Origin of the sequence: Streptomyces sp. 71268, from assembly GCF_029392895.1 — a bacterium.
Lineage (GTDB): Bacteria > Actinomycetota > Actinomycetes > Streptomycetales > Streptomycetaceae > Streptomyces.
Map to the genome: position 1 here is coordinate 7,079,002 of NZ_CP114200.1, position 14,463 is coordinate 7,093,464.

The 14,463-nt window shown below is 72.9% G+C and carries 10 protein-coding genes; 5 read left to right on the forward strand and 5 right to left on the reverse strand.

Going from position 1 to position 14,463, the window contains the following annotated elements; translation table 11 throughout:
• Positions 1 to 20 precede the first annotated feature (20 nt).
• Complete coding sequence (locus OYE22_RS28320; protein ID WP_277323035.1) at positions 21 to 2,402, forward strand: MMPL family transporter; 2,382 nt, start codon at positions 21 to 23, stop codon at positions 2,400 to 2,402.
• Between the two features lie 165 nt (positions 2,403 to 2,567).
• A complete protein-coding gene (locus OYE22_RS28325) occupies positions 2,568 to 3,416 on the forward strand; it encodes an EamA family transporter (RefSeq protein ID WP_277323036.1) in 849 nt (282 codons plus the stop codon).
• Between the two features lie 141 nt (positions 3,417 to 3,557).
• On the opposite strand, the gene OYE22_RS28330 is transcribed toward OYE22_RS28325, so the two are convergent.
• From OYE22_RS28330 to OYE22_RS28345, 4 genes are all read right to left on the reverse strand, one after another.
• Positions 3,558 to 4,820, reverse strand: coding sequence for an acyltransferase (locus OYE22_RS28330; protein WP_277323037.1), 1,263 nt, complete (start codon positions 4,818 to 4,820; stop codon positions 3,558 to 3,560).
• A gap of 99 nt (positions 4,821 to 4,919) precedes the next feature.
• Positions 4,920 to 7,106 carry a PIG-L family deacetylase gene (locus OYE22_RS28335; RefSeq protein WP_277323038.1) on the reverse strand — a complete coding sequence of 729 codons (2,187 nt, stop codon included), beginning with the start codon at positions 7,104 to 7,106 and terminating at the stop codon, positions 4,920 to 4,922.
• Between the two features lie 247 nt (positions 7,107 to 7,353).
• Positions 7,354 to 8,553 carry an Ig-like domain-containing protein gene (locus tag OYE22_RS28340; protein ID WP_277323039.1) on the reverse strand — a complete coding sequence of 400 codons (1,200 nt, stop codon included), beginning with the start codon at positions 8,551 to 8,553 and terminating at the stop codon, positions 7,354 to 7,356.
• 443 nt (positions 8,554 to 8,996) lie between these two features.
• Complete coding sequence (locus OYE22_RS28345; protein ID WP_277324366.1) at positions 8,997 to 9,869, reverse strand: RNA polymerase sigma factor SigF; 873 nt, start codon at positions 9,867 to 9,869, stop codon at positions 8,997 to 8,999.
• Between the two features lie 313 nt (positions 9,870 to 10,182).
• Here OYE22_RS28345 and OYE22_RS28350 point away from each other — a divergent pair, with 313 nt between their 5' ends.
• The 3 genes from OYE22_RS28350 (at position 10,183) to OYE22_RS28360 (ending at position 13,534) form a co-directional block, all read left to right on the forward strand.
• Positions 10,183 to 10,614, forward strand: a complete 432-nt coding sequence (locus OYE22_RS28350) for an ATP-binding protein (RefSeq protein WP_277323040.1) — start codon at positions 10,183 to 10,185, stop codon at positions 10,612 to 10,614.
• 456 nt (positions 10,615 to 11,070) lie between these two features.
• On the forward strand, positions 11,071 to 12,777 hold the full coding sequence (locus tag OYE22_RS28355) for a SpoIIE family protein phosphatase (protein ID WP_277323041.1): 1,707 nt from the start codon (positions 11,071 to 11,073) through the stop codon (positions 12,775 to 12,777).
• Between the two features lie 343 nt (positions 12,778 to 13,120).
• The gene (locus OYE22_RS28360) at positions 13,121 to 13,534 is read left to right on the forward strand and encodes a nuclear transport factor 2 family protein (protein ID WP_277323042.1); all 414 of its coding nucleotides are present in this window, start codon (positions 13,121 to 13,123) and stop codon (positions 13,532 to 13,534) included.
• A gap of 44 nt (positions 13,535 to 13,578) precedes the next feature.
• Here the strand turns inward: OYE22_RS28360 and OYE22_RS28365 are convergent, their stop codons facing one another.
• Positions 13,579 to 14,382, reverse strand: coding sequence for a helix-turn-helix transcriptional regulator (locus OYE22_RS28365; RefSeq protein ID WP_277323043.1), 804 nt, complete (start codon positions 14,380 to 14,382; stop codon positions 13,579 to 13,581).
• Positions 14,383 to 14,463: the final 81 nt, after the last annotated feature.

Genomic DNA, 14,463 nt, shown 5'->3' on the forward strand with positions numbered 1-14,463 from the left:
CGCCATCATCGGAGGACAACGTGATCCGGGCCCTGACCGGGTTCTCCACCCGCAATCCGTGGAAGGTCATCGCCCTGTGGGCCGTGGTCGGCATCTTCCTCACCCTGCTCAGCCAGGCGCTGATCTACCGCGTGACCCAGTCGCAGAGCGGCGACTTCCTCCCGGCGAAGTACGACTCGGCGGCGGCGCTCAAGGTCGCCGAGGAGCGGTTCGGCGTCAAGCCCGACGCCAACGCGGTGACGGTGCTCGTCGCCCGAACCGACGGCAAGCCGCTGACCGGGGCCGACGAGCGGCGCATCACCGCCGTCGCCAAGCAGCTCGGCGACAAGCGCGTCGAGATGCCCGAGCCGGAGGAGGACACGCCCAGCTTCATGGTCGAGGACTACAGCCAGACGCCCAAGGTGGCGTCGGCCATGGTCGCGCCCGACCGGGGCTTCCAACTGCTGACCGCGCAACTGACCGGCAACTCCACCGACCCGGGCATGCAGGACCTCTACCGCGCGTTCCGGGACGACACCAAGGAGGAGTTCGCCGAGGTCGGGATGCGCACCGGCTTCACCGGCGGCCTCGCCGACCTCGTCGACACCGGCGAGAAGCAGGAGAACACCGAGAAGATCGTCGGCGCGGTCATGATGGGCCTGATCGTCCTCATCAACGTGCTCGTCTTCCGCAGCGTCCTCGCCGCCTTCGTCCCGCTGCTCGCGGTCGTGATCGTGGGCGGCGCGGCGGCGGGCGCGGTCGTCGGCGCGGCGATGCTCACCGGCATCAAGCTCGACGCCTCGACGCCCAGCATGATCAGCGTCGTGCTGATCGGCATCGGCATCGACTACTTCCTGTTCCTGCTGTTCCGCTTCCGCGAACAGTTGCGGGCCCACCCCGACCTGCCGGCCCGCGCCGTGGCCGGCGACGTCAGCGCCCGCGTCGGCACCGCGATCACCTCGGCGGCCCTGACCATCGTGGCCGCCTTCGCGACGCTGGCGGTCGCCAGCTTCGGACAGTTCCGGGTGCTCGGCCCGTCCATCGCCGTCGCGGTCCTGGTCATGCTGCTGGCCAGCCTCACGCTGATGCCCGCGCTGCTCGCCGTCACCGGACGCAAGATGTTCTGGCCCTCGCGCGCCCTCAAGCGCGCGCCCCGAGCGGGTCTGGCCGGGCGCGTCGGTGACCTCGTCGCCCGCCGTCCGCTGGCCCTCGTGCTGGCCAGCGTGGCGCTGCTCGGCGCGCTGACCGCCGGGCTGGTCGGTATCCGGATGGACTTCGACACCAGCGGCGGCAACCAGGACACCCCGGCCGCCACCACCGCCAAGGAGGTCTCCCGCGCGCTGCCGGCCGGCGTGTCCGACCCGACCACGGTGTACGTCGCCGCGCCCGAGGGGCAGCGCCTGACGGCCGAGCGGATCGCCGAGCTGCCCCGGGCCCTGGCCAAGGTCAAGGGCGTCGGCCAGGTCGGCAAGACCGAGCTGAACCCGGAACGCGACGCCGCCCGCTTCGACCTGTACCTCACCGTCGAGACGCAGAGCCAGGCCGCCCGCGACCTGGTGTCGGGGCCGGTGCGCGACGCCGTGGCCCAGCACGCGCCGGCCGGTCTCAAGGCCCATGTCGGCGGCACGGCGGCGATCTTCGCGGACGTCTCCACCGCCGTGGACAAGGATCTGAAGATCGTCTTCCCGGTCGCCGCCGTGCTGATCTCGCTGATCCTGCTCATGCTGCTGCGCAGCCTGCTCGCGCCGGCCATGCTGATGATCGCCGTCGGGCTCGGCTTCGCCGCCACCCTCGGCGCGTCCACCCTCTTCTTCCAGCACGCGCTCGACAAGCCGGGTGTGAACTTCGTACTGCCGCTGGTGCTCTTCCTGTTCGTGGTCGCGCTCGGCACCGACTACAACATCCTCATCAGCGACCGCATCCGGGAGGAGATGGACCGCCCGGGCCCGGCCCGCGCCGCCGTGGCCCGCGCCGTGCGGCACACCGCGCCCGCCATCGCCACCGCCGGCGTCGTGCTCGCCGCGTCCTTCGGCAGCCTCGCCGTCAACGCGGTGCCCTCGACGCAGCAGATCGGCTTCGCCACCGCGCTCGGCATCATGCTCTCGGCGTTCGTGCTGTCGATCGTGCTCGTGCCGGCGCTGGCCGCACTGCTCGGCCGCTCCACCTGGTGGCCGATCCGCCCGGGCCGTGACCGGAAGAACCAGCACGCCCCGGCGCACGCGGGCGAGTCGTACGCGGAGAAGTCGTACGCGGGCCAGTCGTACGGCGACCAGTCGTACGGCGACCAGTCGTACGGCGAGCAGTCGTACGCCGGCCAGTCGTACGGCGAGCAGCCCTACCAGGGTCAGCCGCACGCGGGTGAGCCGTATCCGGGCCAGCCGCGCACCCACCCGCCGTACTACGACGACCTGAACGCGCGCTGACACGCGTCAGGTATCCGCCGGGGCGGTCGACACCGTCGATGAACCCCGGGCCGGAGAGATGACGTCGGTCTCCGTGGCCGCGACGGGCCACGGAGACCGACGTCGTGTGTGGAGCGGGCGTTGGCCTCGGCGGGTCGGGGCGACGGCATCGGGCACACGGAGCGGATGGGTGCTCTTCTCGCGTTGGCTTCCGCGGTCGCTTACGGCTTCGTCGACTTCGCCGGCGGACTGCTGTCCCGCCGGGTCCACTTCGCCGTGGTCACCTTCCTCGGGCAGGTCGGAGGTCTGCTGCTCGCGCTCGCGGCCGCTCTGCTGTTACCGGCCGAAGCGGTCGGCTCAGCCGACCTGGCGTGGGGGGCGCTCTCCGGTGTGGGCAGCGCCACAGCCATGCACTTCCTCAACCGAGGTCTGAGCCGCGGCGCGATGAGCGTGGTGATACCCGTGAGCGCCGTCACCGGGGTGGCCCTGTCCGTGGTGTGCGGGGTGTGCTTCCTGGGGGACCGCCCCACCCCGCTGGCCTGGCTGGGCATCTGCGTCACCGTGCCCGCCCTGTGGCTCGTCTCCACCGGCGGCACCGATCGTGGCGACGACGGAGGAACCGGGTCGGGGTCGGTGGCGACGGACGGCCTGGTCGCCAGCCTGGGGGTAGCCGTGCAGTACGTCGCCCTCGCCCAGGCGGCTCCGGCGAGCGGCCTCTGGCCCGTGGCCGTCGGCCGCCTCGCCGCGGTGCTGTTCCTGCTGCCGGCCACCTGGCGACACACGTCCGAGTTCGGGAAGTCCGCGAGGTCGTCGGCCCTGGCCGTCCTGATCGGCGCGGGAGCCGCCCTCGGCCTCATCCTCTACCTCTGGGCCACCCGCCTGCAGATGCTGGCCGTCGCCGTCGTGCTGGCCTCCCTCTACCCGGCCGTCCCGACAGTCCTCGGCCTCACGGTCCTGCGCGAGAAGGTCGCCCGCGCACAGGCGGTGGGGCTGGTGGGTTCGGGCGCCGCGGTGGTCCTGCTCAGTCTGGGGTGAACGTCGTGCTCCGCCCGTGTGAGCGTGACCGGGGTCGGGAGTGGGCGGCGGGGGAGCGCGATGGCGCCACGGGCGGGCGGCCCGTGGCGCTGTCGCGACCTCGCGGGGCGGTGCTCGGTCTCGTGCCGCCCCGCGAGGTGCTCACACCCGTTCGCGCACCGGTCGCTCCGCCGCCACCAGGGACTCCGGGCCGGCGCCCGGGCCGACGCCGGTGGCCACCGCCCGGTCAGCGGTCGTGGTGCCGGGAGCGGTGGCGCCCACGCGGTCCGGGTCCGCCGGCCGGCCCGTCGCCGCACGCGGGGCCGAGTAGCGCCGCATGTCGTCGATGCCCCGGCGCATCGCCCCGCGCAGCCAGGTGCCGAGCGGGCGCTCGACGCAGCGGTGCAGCGCGTACGCGGCCAGCAGCATCACCACGACCACCATGAGCACGATGTAGGGCGCCGGCAGCAGCCCCCGCAGCCAGTGGATCATCGTGAGGCCGATGTACATGTGCACCAGGTACAGCGGGTACGTGAGTGCCCCGGCCGTTGCCAGCCAGCGCCAGCGCACCCGGTCGAAGGCGCCGAGCGCGATCAGCGCCATGGCGCCGAAGGCGAGGACCACGATCAGGTGCGCGGGCCAGTGCGCGATGGACTGCTCGGGGTCGGCCAGGTTGTCGGTGATCCGCTCGCCGAGGTGGTGGTGGGCCAGCAGCAGCGAGAACAGCACAATGCCCCACAGCAGCGCCGTGGGCCGGAACCGGTGCATCAGGTAGAAGGCGATGCCCGCCACGAAGTACGGCGAGTACAGCGGCATCGCCCACATGTCGAGCAGCGTGTTGTCCGCCGTCGGCGCGATCACCGCCGCCGCCGTCCAGATGCCGCAGAACATCACGCACTTGCGGTAGGTGACCCCGGTGGCGACCACCACCGCGAACAGCGCGTAGAACTTCAGCTCGATGAACAGCGTCCAGTACACGCCGTCCACGTCCGAGACCCCGAGGCCCTGCTGGAGCATGGTCAGGTTGGTCACCACCTCGCCCCAGCCCGCGACGCTGCGCACCTGCGGCCAGACCGTGACGACGGCCGCGGTCAGCAGCACCGCCACCCAGTACGCGGGGTAGATCCGCGAGACCCGGGAGACCACGAAGTCACCGAGCGAACGCCCCCAGGTGCTCATGCAGATCACGAAGCCGCTGATCAGGAAGAAGACCTCGACGCCGAGCCAGCCGTAGCGCGCGTAGGCGTGCAGCGAGGGGAAGACCGCGCGCGGGTTGTTCTCCCAGCCGCCGTAGAGGGCGACGTAGTGGAAGAGCACCACCATGAGAGCCGCGACGAGCCGCAGCCCGTCGAGGACGTAGAGTCTGGGCGCCGACCGCTTGTGGTGGGTCGCCCCATCGACACCGCCTCGGTCGGCGTGGCGCATATCGTCTTCCCCTCCTCGAAGCCCGGGCCGCTGAACGCGGAATCCATTCCGGGCATGCTGACATGCCAGGCCCCTGGTCCGCCGCAGCCGGTCCGGAAGTCAGACATCCGATGTCGGGTGGGGTTGCCAGACCCATGGCGCGGCGCCTGCCCCCATCCCGGCCACGTACACCTGCTGATCCACGCCCGCGACCAGCGCACTCGTACCCACCGGCAGCGGCCCCGCGGGCGCGCGCACCGGCGCGGCCCCGGTCGTCAGGCCCTTCTGCAACTGCACCCGTCCGTCCGTGGCCCGTCCGAGCAGGACGACGGTGTCCCCGCCGCCGCGCGCGGCGAGCACGCCGGTGCCGATCGCCCCGTAACCGTCGAACTCCCGCAGCGGCGTGGCGTGCGGCGCGGCGGCGTCGGCGGCCGGGCGGCGGGCCCGGCCGCCGCTGGTCGGGGTGAAGCGGTAGGCCACCGGGCGCGCGGCCGCGGGCGCGCGGTAGACCACGGTCAGCGAGCCGTCGGGGGCCGACACCACGCCCGGCTGGTGGCCGGGCGTTGGCAACCCGATGAGTGGCTGGAAAGTGAGGGGCTCGCCGGGGGCGTCCTGCGACCAGTGGTGCACGGTGTCGTGGCCCGCCGCGAAGACGTGCACCCGGTGCTCGGCGTCCAGCACGGCGGACAGCCCGTCCTGCACGCCGCCGCCACCGAGGTTCTGCCACGGGCCCCACTGGCCGCCGGCCGAGCGCACCCGCGTGGCCAGGCCCTTGGCGGCCGTACGGGCGAACAGGTGCACCCGGCCGTCGGGCGTGGCGACCGCGGCCGGAGTGCCGACCCGGCGTCCGCGCACCGGCTGTGGCTCGGGCGTGCCCAGGCTGCGCCAGCGGCCGAACGCGCCGCCGGGCGAGCGCTCCTCAAGGGCCACGATCTCCCGGGTGTTGGCGCCGCCCTGGCCCTCCAGGCGCGCGAAGCGCAGCCCGAACAGCACGGTGCGCCCGGCCGCGTCGGTGACCTGCGCCAGGGTCGGCGCGAGCGGCCCGCCACCCAGGTTGCGCGGCGCCGCGAAGCGCCCGCTGCCCGGCGCGGTCTCCCGCCAGCGGGCGGCCTGCGTGCCGAGCACGCCGTACGCGGTCAGCCGGCCCGACCGGTCGGTGCCGAGGGCGAGCTGCGGGCCCGGGTAGCGGTGGTGGGTGGAGCGGATCCACGCCTTGCGGCTGCGCAGCGCCCGGCCGCCGCCCTGGCCGTAGTCGCCGCAGCCGGCCGCGTTGCCGCACTCCCAGCGCGGGTCGCCGCCGTAGGCGTCCACCAGGCGCAGCTTGTCCGCGACGACGCTCGGCGGCAGGTTGTGGGGCCAGCGCTGGTTGTAGTAGCCGCGGAAGGCGAGCGTGGTGAAGCGCGGCGCGCGCCGCTCGCGGCGGGTGACGTCGGCCACCCACTGCGACATGGCCTTCCAGGTGAACAGCGCGGTCGGGGTGTGGTCCCGGTGGTCGGAACAGGAGCCGTAGTCGTTGTCCTTGGGGTGGGCGGCGTCGTGGGCCTGGAACTCGGGGTCCGGGTCCAGGGTGTGGATCACCGTGGGGCGGCAGCCGTCCATGATGGCGGCCAGCACGTCGACCAGCGTGTCGTGGTCGTACGTGCTCACGTCCTGGCACGGCGAGCCGGTGGCCGGCAGGCTGCGCATGACCGCGCCCGGCTCGGCCCACAGGGCGGGGATGCGCACCTGGCCCGGCGAGAGCATCGCGATGTTCAGGAAGACGAGCTGGGCCCGGCGGCGGCCGTTGGTCAGCACGTTGGTCTCGGCCCGCACGCCGCCGGGCAGGTCGAGCACCGAGGTCCGCCAGGGCGTGAAGGCGTCGAGGCCGAGCATGGTGGCGTACGCCTGGCGCAGCCCCTGGTGCCGGGCGGCGGAGTAGGCGGCCTTGTCGAGCACCGGCTTCGGCATGCCGGGCACCCAGTTCTTGCCGATCGCCTCGCCGGCCGTGACGTAGACCGAGACCACCGGCACGCCGGCGCGCACCAGGTGCTCGGCGTCCGGGTTCATGAAGTACAGGTCGTCGTCGGGGTGGGCCATGACCTGGAGCAGCGTGGGCTCGCCACCGCTCGCGTAGGCGTCGGTCGAGCTCGGGTCGACGGCCCGTACCGGCCGGTGGACGGGGCGCGGGTGTGAGGAGGCACCGCCCGCGCACCCGGCGGCGGTGGCGGCGGCGACGGCCGCGAAGCCGACCAGCGCCGAGCGCCGCGCTATGCCGGTACGTGAGGAGTTGTGCACCTGAGTGGTCCCGCGTCGTTCTGCGGTGGCCACCTGAGGGCCACCCTGGCGTGCTGAGAGATGCCGCAGGGCTCAACGGGGTTGCCTGCCGGGCCGCCCTCGACCGTCACGTATCGAAATGACGTACGAATGTGTGCCGACCCGCATATGTCGGGCATGAACGCGTCACGACACACGAAAACGCCGGTGGTCCCTGACCGCAGTCAGGGACCACCGGCGTCACGGGCCCGCCCCCCGGGGACGCGCGGGGGCGGGCGCCTCCGCGGGGCGCGCCGCGGGCTCAGCCGCGCAGCGCGCTCTTGGCCTGCCACGCGTCCCAGCTCAGGTTCCACTCGCCGAAGCCGTTGTTCGGCGCGATCAGCCCCTTGGTCTCCTGGCCCTTGATCTCGAACGGGTCGCCGACGCGCACCTGCCCGTAGAGCGCGGCGGCGTCCGCGTCGCTCATCCCGATGCAGCCCGAGCTGTGGTTGGCCCGGCCGAAGTAGGCCGCGTTCCACGGCGCGGCGTGCGCGTAGGTGCCCGACCAGCTCAACCGCATCGAGTAGTCGACCATCTTGTTGTACGAGTTGCCGAGCCCCACCGTCTCGGAGTTCATGTTGATGGTGCCCTCCTTGGACATCAGCACCGTGGTGCCCCGCCAGGACGCCTTGTCGCCGCCGGGGGTGCCGCCCGAGATCGGGATCGTCCGCACCCGCTGGCCACCCCGGGTGAGGGTGAGCTGCTTGGTGTCCAGGTCCACCGAGACCACCTGGCGCTCGCCGACGGTGAAGTCCGTCGCGTAGTCGCGGACGAACCAGCCGCCCTCGCCCGAGTCCACGCCCGCGAGCTGCGCCTTCAGCTTCACCTTGGTGCCCGGCTGCCAGTACTCCCTGGGCCGCCAGTCCACCCGGTCCTTGCCCGACCAGTCCTGCATCCAGCCCCAGGAGCCCTCGGTGTTGTTCGACGTCTCGACCTTGAGCTGCTTCTCCACCTCGGCCTTGTTCTTGACCGGGTGGTCGAAGACCAGCGATATGGGCTGGGCCACGCCCACGGTGGACTTGGCACCGGGCCGCCAGTCCAACTTGTTGACCTTGTCCGCGGCCACCGTGCGGAACGAGGAGGTCTTCGAGTCCTTCGCGCCGCCGTCGCCCGTGGACTGCGCGGTGACGGTGTAGCTGGCGCCCGGGGCGGTCTTCCGGTCCGAGGTCCACGAGGTCCCGTCCTTGGCCAGGCGCCCGGTCAGCTTGGTGCCCTTGGTGTCGGCGACCGTCACCTCGGTCAGCTTGCCGCCCCGCGCCGTCACCTTGACCTGCTCACCGGCCTTGACCTGGGAGCCGGAGAGGTTGACCGTCACCGTCGCTGGCTTGTCCGACGCCGTGTTGGCGTCCGCGCTGGAGCAGGCGGTCAGGGCGGCGGCAGCCAGCGCCGCCGTGCCGGCCAGGGCCGCCGTACGGCGGTGCTGGAGCGAGGTGCGGTACTGCGGGCGTCGGGCGTGAAGCATGGCGATTCCTCCGTGCGCTGGCTGTCAAGGGGGAAGAGCGGATATCGGGAACGGCGGTTGCCAATCCGCCCGGAAAACTCCGTAACGCCTCTGTGACAGCCATCGGGGGACAACCCCCGCGAATCGAGCGCCCCGCGGCCCCTGCGGTACTCGACCAGGCCACGCGGTGCCGCGTCCGTTCGCCACGCCATGGCCCCCGCGGACGCGCCCCGGCGCGCCCCCTCGCGCGCGCACGCGGCGACCCGCGGAGGCGCGCCCCGGCGCGCCGCCGCGCCTCCGCCGCCCCGGCCGGCTAGGCGGGCGGTGGCGCGGGGTGGCACCGCCGTCCGGACGCGGCACGGCCCCGGTATCGGTCGGGACCTGGTGTCCCGACCGATACCGGGGCCGTGGGCGGGTGCGTCACCTGCCGCCAGCAGCCGTACCCGCCCGCGCGGTCCGCGCGCTCAGCGTGAGGTGAGCAGTCCGCGGTGCAGCCGGCTGATGATGCGCGACAGCAGTCGCGAGACGTGCATCTGCGAGACGCCGAGCTGCTCACCGATCTGAGCCTGCGTCAGCTCCTCGACGAACCGCAGGTGCAGGATGCGCCGCTCCCGCTCGTCCAGCTCGGCGATCAGCGGCGCCAGCGAATGGAAGTCCTCGATCAGCTCCATGGCCGGGTCGTCCATGCCGATGAAGTCGGCCAGCGCCGCCGCGCTGTCCTGGTCGTCGCCGCTGATGGCGGCGTCCAGGGAGGCCGAGTTGTAACCGTTGGCCGCCACCCGGGCCTCGATCACCTGCTCCTCGGTCATGTCCAGCACCTCGGCAAGCTCGCGCACCGTCGGCGCGCGCCCCAGCCGGCCGCTCAGCTCCTCGGAGGCCTTGGCCAGCTCGATCCGGGCCTCCTGCAGGCGCCGGGGGACGTGCACGGACCAGCTCGTGTCCCGGAAGAAGCGCTTGATCTCGCCGACGATGTACGGGACGGCGAAGGTGGGGAACTCCACCTCGCGGGAGAGCTCGAACCGGTCGATGGCCTTGATCAGGCCGATCATGCCGACCTGGACGATGTCCTCCATCTCGTCGGCGCGGTGGCTGAACCGCTTCGCCACGAACCGCACCAACGACATGTTGATCTCGATGAGCGTGTTGCGCGCGTACTGGTATTCGTGAGTGCCCTCTTCAAGGACGGTCAACCGGTCGAAGAAGAGCTTGGAAAGCGACCGGGCGTCCTTCGGCGCGAGCTTGTGCGGCTCGGCGAGTTCCGGCAGACCTCCGCCCGACTCCGGGGCGTTTCCGCTGGTCTCCAAGGGAGATACGGGCTCCACCTGGGCCGTGTTCATCGCTTGGGCCATGACCTGCGCCGTCATGAGTCCTCCCCGAAAATCCGCTGTCGCTGACCACCGTTCTCGGTGGCGAGCGTCGCCTACCCGCCCGTATCCCGGTCATGCCCATCTTTTTCAATTTGGCTGGCCGGTCGGCCGGCGGGCCCTTCGGCGGACCACGACAGGAGGGCCGTAGCGGCCCTACGAACACGGCTCCGGCGGGCACGACGGCCGGCACAGCGTGTACAAACTGTGGATGTGCCGGCTTGCGGCCGGCACGAGCGGGCAGCCGCATCACAACGGAAACACACGTCAGTACGGGGGTGACGGTATGGACGCCACGAGGTGTAGCCGCGTGCGACCTCCCGTCCGGAGTCGATTCGCCATTCCGCGCAGTGCCAGCGAGGCACGGTGCCTGATCGAGGACCTAGTGCGCGCACGGGAGCCGGCGCACGGCGAGGCCGGGCCAGCCACCGAGAGAATGGCGGACGTGCTGCTCGTGACCTCGGAACTGGTCACCAACGCGATCCGGCACGGCGGCGGCGTCGTCGGCCTGTGGGCCGCGCTCGACGCCGACGGGCTACGAATCGCCGTACGCGACCACAGCGACGACCTGCCCTTCGTCAAACCACGCACCCCGGACGACCCGGTCCCCGTCGGGGGCTACGGCTGGCCGATGATCCGCCGGCTGGCCAGCGAGGTCCACGTCACCCCGTGCCCGGGCGGCGGCAAGGAGATCCGCGTCGCCCTGCCCGTGTTCTGACGCCGCCCCTGGCGACCGAGGCACGCGCAGACCGAGGTACGCGCAGACCGAGGTACGCGCGGCCCGTGGCGCGCGGCGCCACCCGCGCATCGGCGGCGCCACCCGCGCACCGGGGGGCGCACAGCGGGAATCCGAGCGCCCCGCTCAGCCTCCACGAAGGGCTCCCCGAGCAGGTCGGAAGTGTCACGAGGGTGGCCGGAGCGGGTCCGAGCCGTTGAACATTGCAGGAGAGCGACATACGCTCGCTGTCCCGACAACAACCTCGAACAGCCACCCGTGGACGGCGCCCGGGCGGCGCGGACGCCGCTTTGCCGGCACACTCGTAAGGCGACGGCGGCCTGGGCGCGATGGGAGGCCAGCACGGTGAACGACGGCAGCCGCACTCGGCGTCTGACCAGTCGGCTGGCCACGCAGAGTGCCGCCCGCGGCCGGGGCGCCGCGCGCCGCCGCGTGCGCGTGAGCCAGGACCAGGGCGGCGCGGCGAGCCAGTTCACCACGCGCAGCAAGCTGGCCTGGCTCAGCGCCGCCAGCACGCGCATCGGCACCACCCTCGACCTGCGGCGCACCGCACAGGAGCTGGCCGAGTTCGTCGTCCCCCAACTGGCGGACGCCGTGGCGGTGGACCTGCTGGAGGTGGTGCTGCGCGGCGAGGAGGGCGACCGCCGGGCCGAGGGGGCCAAGCTCGCCACGCGGCGGGCGATGGCCGTCCGCGCCGTGGACGCGCTGACCAACCTGGAGCCGGACCCGGTCGGCGAGATCATCGTCCGCGACGAGAAGCACCGCGACACGCTGCTGACCACCGTGTGCCTGGCCCAGCGCAAGCCGGTGCTCGTCTCCCGGATGACCGACCGCGACTTCTCGCGGGTCGCCTCCACCGACAGCGCCGCGGACAAGATGCGCCGCGGAAACGTGCACAGCTACATGGCGGTCCCGCTGATCGCCCGCGGCCTCCTGCTCGGCAGCGCCGACTTCGTGCGCGCCGGCAGCAGCCCGCCGTTCACCGCCACCGACCTGGCCCTGGCCGAACAGCTCGCCTCCAAGGCGGCGGTGTTCATCGACAACGCCCGGCTCTACGGGCGCGAGCGCGAGCACGTGATCTCCCTCCAGCGCAGCCTGCTGCCCCGCGCCGCCCCGCACACCCCGGGCCTGGCCGTGCATACCAGCTACGCGCCGGCGGCGGACGCCCGCGGCGTGGGCGGCGACTGGTACGACCTGATGGCGCTGCCCGGAGGGCGGACCGCGCTCGTGGTGGGCGACGTGATGGGGCACGGCGTGTCCGCGGCGGCCACCATGGGGCGGCTGCGCACCGTCGCCCGCACGCTGATGATGCTCGACACCGCCCCCGACCGCGTCCTGGCCCGGCTCGACCTGGCCACCCGCGACCTGGAGGACGACCAGGTCGCCACCTGTCTGTGCGCCGTCTACGACCTGGCGGACTCCACGTACACGCTGGCCAGCGCCGGCCACCCGCGCCCGCTGCTGGTCGACGGCGACGGCAAGCCCACCTACGTGGACGTGCCCATCGGCGCGCCGCTGGGCGCCGGCGTGATCCCGTACGACCCGCTGCGCGTCCGCGTCTCGCCGGGCAGCCGGCTGATCTGCTACACCGACGGCCTGATCAAGACCCGGGACGACGACCCCGACACCCAGTTCGGGCGGCTCCTGGAGACCGTGGCGCAGATGCCGCCGCAGCGCCTGGACGACGGCAGCCTGCTGACCGCGCTGCCCGGCAGCGACCGGCGCTTCGACGAGGCGGTCCTGCTCACCGCAGCGTCCGACGGCGAGACGCCGGTCCGGCTCGCCGTGTGGGACCTGCCCCCCGACGGCACCGCCGCCTCGAAAGCCCGCCGCCACGTGACCGACCAGCTCGCCCAGTGGGACCTGGACGCGCTCGCCGACGTCACCGAGCTGATCGTCAGCGAACTCGTCGGCAACGCCCTGCGGTACGGGCAGGGCCCGGGCCGGCTGCGCCTGCTCCAGGGCGAACGGCTCATGATCGAGGTCTCCGACACGGGCCCCGACCTGCCGCAGATCCAGCACGCCGACGTCAGTGACGAGGGCGGGCGCGGCCTCCAGCTCATCAACATGCTCTGCCGCCGCTGGGGTTCCTGCCGCACCTCCACCGGAAAGATCGTCTGGGCCGAGCAGGACATCCCGAGCTGACCGGGCCCCGGCCGTCCCCACCCACCCCCGGCCGCGTGGCCCCGCTCCGGCGTGGCCCGGGCGGGCGCCGGGCCTCGCCCGCGCGCGGCGGCCGGCCGACATCTACGGGCCACACCACGCTCCCGCCGCGACCCGCGTCCCAGGCCCGGCCTGCGCACCATGACCTCCGGGGTAATCGCCCCGGCGCCGGCCGCCCGGCAGAGTGAGGGCAACGGGACCCGGTCCGGCGCACTCCGGATCGGGTCCCGCCTCCCTCGCCCGTCCCGCAGCGGACGGGACCGACGGGAGTCGCTCAGCCGTCCGCGGCCCGTCCGGGCCGCTCTCACCAACCGCGGAGGACCTCATGTCCCAGGCCACCACCCCGACCACCCCCGCGACCGAGGGCCAGGGCTTCGACTACGAGGCCGCCGTCGACCGCTACTTCGCCGCCTGGAACGCCGCCGACCCGGCCGAGCGGGAGCGCGCCGTGGCCGCCGCGTGGGCGGAGGACGGCTCGTACACCGACCCGCTGTGCGACGTCAGCGGCCACGCCCAGCTCGCGGCCGTGATCACCGGGGCGCGGGAGCAGTACGCCGGCTACACGTTCCGGGGCACCGGCACCGTCGACGGGCACCACCACATCGTGCGGTTCTCCTGGGAGCTGGTCTCGGACGCCGACGGCTCGTCGCCGGCGGCCGGGTCCGACGTGATGACGTTGGACGAGGACGGCCGCGCCCGCGCCGTGCTCGGCTTCCTGGACCGGGCGCCCGCCGCCTGAGCGCGCCGGCACGGGCCCCCGGCGTACCGGCATGCCGGCGATCGTCAGGGGCGCGCCTCGTGCAGGAAGCGGGCCGTCTCCGGGTCGGCGGGCAGGAAGGTCTCCACCGCCAGCTCGGAGACGGTCACGTCCATCGGCGTGTTGAACGTCGTGACCGTCGAGATGAACGACAGCACCCGGCCGTCGTGCTCGATGACCATCGGCAGTGCGAACGGCACGTGTGTGGCGTCGGAGGTGGTCCGCCGGTCGCTGCCCGGCGGCAGCGGATAGGCGCTGACCTCCTCGTACAGTGTGCGCAGCGGCTCCGAGCGGAGCAGCGCGAGCTGGCGCTCCATCTGCTCCAGCAGGTGCCCGCGCCACTGGCGGTAGTTGAGGATGCGGCGCGCGATGCCCTCCGGGTGCATCGTCACGCGCATGGCGTTCACCGGCGGGTGCGTCAGGTGCGCGGGCAGGCCGGCGAGCAGCATCGCGGTACCGGCGTTGGCGGCCACCACCTCGTACGTGCCGTTCATGACCAGCGCCGGATACGGCTCATAGGCCGTCAGCAGCCGGTCCAGGCCGGCGCGTAGCCCGGACAACGCGGGGTCGTCCAGCGAGGATTCCGGGTAGTGCGGGGCGTATCCCGCCGCGACGAGCAGCGCGTTCCGCTCCCGTACGGGTATGTCGAGGTGGTCCGCGAGGCGCAGCACCATCTCCTGGCTGGGGCGGGCCCGGCCGGTCTCGATGAAGCTGATGTGCCGCGCGGACGAATCGGCCCGCAGCGCCAGTTCCAACTGGCTGATGCGGCGCCGGCCGCGCCAACTCCGCAGCAGCGCACCCACACCCGAGCCAACCGTGGCAGTCGTCATCCCCAGACCGTAACCCGCGCCGTGGCAGGCTGGTCACCCAGTATCCGCGTATCCGCGTATCGACGGTGACGAAGGAGAGGC

Excerpts from the sequence above, each read along its gene's own strand:
- OYE22_RS28325 (WP_277323036.1), top strand. The coding sequence starts at position 2,568 with ATGGGTGCTCTTCTCGCGTTGGCTTCCGCGGTCGCTTACGGCTTCGTC.
- OYE22_RS28330 (WP_277323037.1), bottom strand. The coding sequence starts at position 4,820 with ATGCGCCACGCCGACCGAGGCGGTGTCGATGGGGCGACCCACCACAAG.
- OYE22_RS28340 (WP_277323039.1), bottom strand. The coding sequence starts at position 8,553 with ATGCTTCACGCCCGACGCCCGCAGTACCGCACCTCGCTCCAGCACCGC.
- OYE22_RS28345 (WP_277324366.1), bottom strand. The coding sequence starts at position 9,869 with ATGAACACGGCCCAGGTGGAGCCCGTATCTCCCTTGGAGACCAGCGGA.
- OYE22_RS28350 (WP_277323040.1), top strand. The coding sequence starts at position 10,183 with ATGGACGCCACGAGGTGTAGCCGCGTGCGACCTCCCGTCCGGAGTCGA.
- OYE22_RS28360 (WP_277323042.1), top strand. The coding sequence starts at position 13,121 with ATGTCCCAGGCCACCACCCCGACCACCCCCGCGACCGAGGGCCAGGGC.
- OYE22_RS28365 (WP_277323043.1), bottom strand. The coding sequence starts at position 14,382 with ATGACGACTGCCACGGTTGGCTCGGGTGTGGGTGCGCTGCTGCGGAGT.